The organism is Moorena sp. SIO2C4, assembly GCF_010672485.1.
In the GTDB taxonomy this organism is placed as follows: Bacteria; Cyanobacteriota; Cyanobacteriia; order Cyanobacteriales; family Coleofasciculaceae; genus Moorena; species Moorena producens.
The window spans coordinates 1-1,911 of sequence record NZ_JAAHGN010001272.1 but is presented as its reverse complement, the minus strand read 5'-3'; the positions used below and the strand labels follow the sequence as shown (position 1 = coordinate 1,911).

Sequence of the window (1,911 nt, the reverse complement as noted above, 5' to 3'; positions counted from 1 at the left end):
CCCCGTCCTTCCAATCCCGGTTGCTTGTGGGATGTGGTAGAAAAATATGGAGTCACTATCTTCTACACTGCGCCCACTGCGATTCGTGCCTTTATTAAGATGGGAGACCAGCATCCCAACGCCCGTGATTTATCGTCCCTACGTATCCTAGGAACTGTCGGTGAACCGATTAACCCAGAAGCCTGGATGTGGTACCATCGAGTGATTGGGGGAGAACGTTGTCCCATTGTCGATACGTGGTGGCAAACTGAAACCGGAGGCTTCATGCTCACCCCCTTACCCGGTGCTACTCCCACTAAACCCGGTTCCGCTACCTTCCCCTTCCCAGGCATTATTGCTGATATTGTAGATTTAGACGGCAATCCAGTTGGGGACAATGATGGTGGTTATTTAGTTATCAAACATCCTTGGCCAAGTATGATCCGTACTGTCTATGGCAATGATGACCGTTTCCGCCGCACCTATTGGGAACATATCCAGCCAAAAGATGGCCAATACTTCTATTTTGCTGGAGATGGTGCCAGACAAGACCCCGATGGCTATTTCTGGGTTATGGGTCGTGTCGATGATGTGTTGAATATCTCTGGTCACCGCTTAGGAACCATGGAAGTGGAGTCAGCACTGGTTTCTCATCCTTCTGTAGCTGAAGCAGCTGTAGTCGGTAAACCTGATGAGCTAAAAGGGGAAGATGTCTTTGCCTTTGTGACCTTAGAAGGAACATATAGCGCTAGTGACGAACTCAAGCAAGAACTAAAGCAGCACGTGGTCAAAGAAATTGGTGCGATCGCACGTCCTGGTGACATTCGCTTTGCTGATAGTTTGCCCAAGACTCGTTCCGGTAAGATTATGCGACGGCTATTGCGATCGCTAGCTGCAGGTCAAGAGGTAGCTGGAGATACCTCCACTCTAGAAGACCGCAGTGTTTTGGATAAGTTACGGGAAGGGGCTTGATTTTGGTCTCTCCTCCTTCTCTGGAGGAGAGTTTAAAAGAGCGCGAATTTGAAATTAATCAACCATACAGGACTTACGCAGGCAATCTATATGTAGGCTGTCTAAGTCCTGTTCAAATCGGAAAGATTAATCAGGAAATTTGTCTTTTAAAGCTTGATAAAATCCTTGATCAAACCTTTGTCTGTCTACTAGATCTAAAGAAGCCAAAATCCCAAACTATTCTCCAAAATCGTTTCTTGTTGCCTGTTACCTGTTGCTTGTTATTTATTTCTCCAAAACTTTTATTTCTAGACAGAGGAGCTGCAATCCGTAACACTTTCTCCAGTAATGAAGGAAAAAAACGCTGACACCACACAGCTAAATGACTTTGCCATCCTACTAAAATTTCCGATGAGTTCTTCTCCAGTTTCGCGACTAACACCTTAGCGACTTGTTGGGGAGTCATCGGCAACACCCAGCGAAACAACTGTAATCCTCGCGCCATATCAGTATCTGTTAACGATGGCAATAAAGCAATTACCCGGATATTTTCTCGCGCTAACTCCCCTCGTAAGGCTTGAGTAAAACCAACAATGCCAAATTTGGTAGCGGAATAGCTTGCCATCGTCGGTGCTGCCACCTTACCCATTAAACTAGAAACATTCACAATAGTACCTTCATGTCGTGCTGCCATGGGTCGCCCAATGATACGAGTCATTGCGTACATACCCATTAAATTCGTGGCGATTTCTTCTTGTAAGTTTTGCAGTTTGGATTGTGATGTACCACACACGCTCCGCTACGCTTTCAGTGTGGGCTTCTGATGCTCATAAAGAGCGGTCAGAGCTTCCTGCGAGGTACTATTAGTAGTAGATTCAACAACTACAGGCTTCCCTCTACGGCGTTTTATAGTCGGGAACACATCCAGCCCGACTCGCTTTATGTTGATTGATGCGTTGACATCTCTATCGACAATCAGCT

Annotated in this window: 1 protein-coding gene and 2 pseudogenes; 1 reads left to right on the top strand and 2 read right to left on the bottom strand. The window is 46.1% G+C overall.

Going from position 1 to position 1,911, the window contains the following annotated elements; all coding sequences use genetic code 11:
• The coding region (locus tag F6K20_RS36530; RefSeq protein ID WP_287298099.1) for an AMP-binding enzyme at positions 1-951 on the top strand (951 nt) is incomplete at its 5' end.
• A gap of 169 nt (positions 952-1,120) precedes the next feature.
• Here the strand turns inward: F6K20_RS36530 and F6K20_RS36525 are convergent.
• Positions 1,121-1,708 (bottom strand): annotated as a pseudogene (locus F6K20_RS36525) (SDR family NAD(P)-dependent oxidoreductase); the annotation flags it as partial.
• A 21-nt stretch (positions 1,709-1,729) separates the two neighbouring features.
• Positions 1,730-1,911 (bottom strand): annotated as a pseudogene (locus tag F6K20_RS36520) (RNA-guided endonuclease TnpB family protein); the annotation flags it as partial.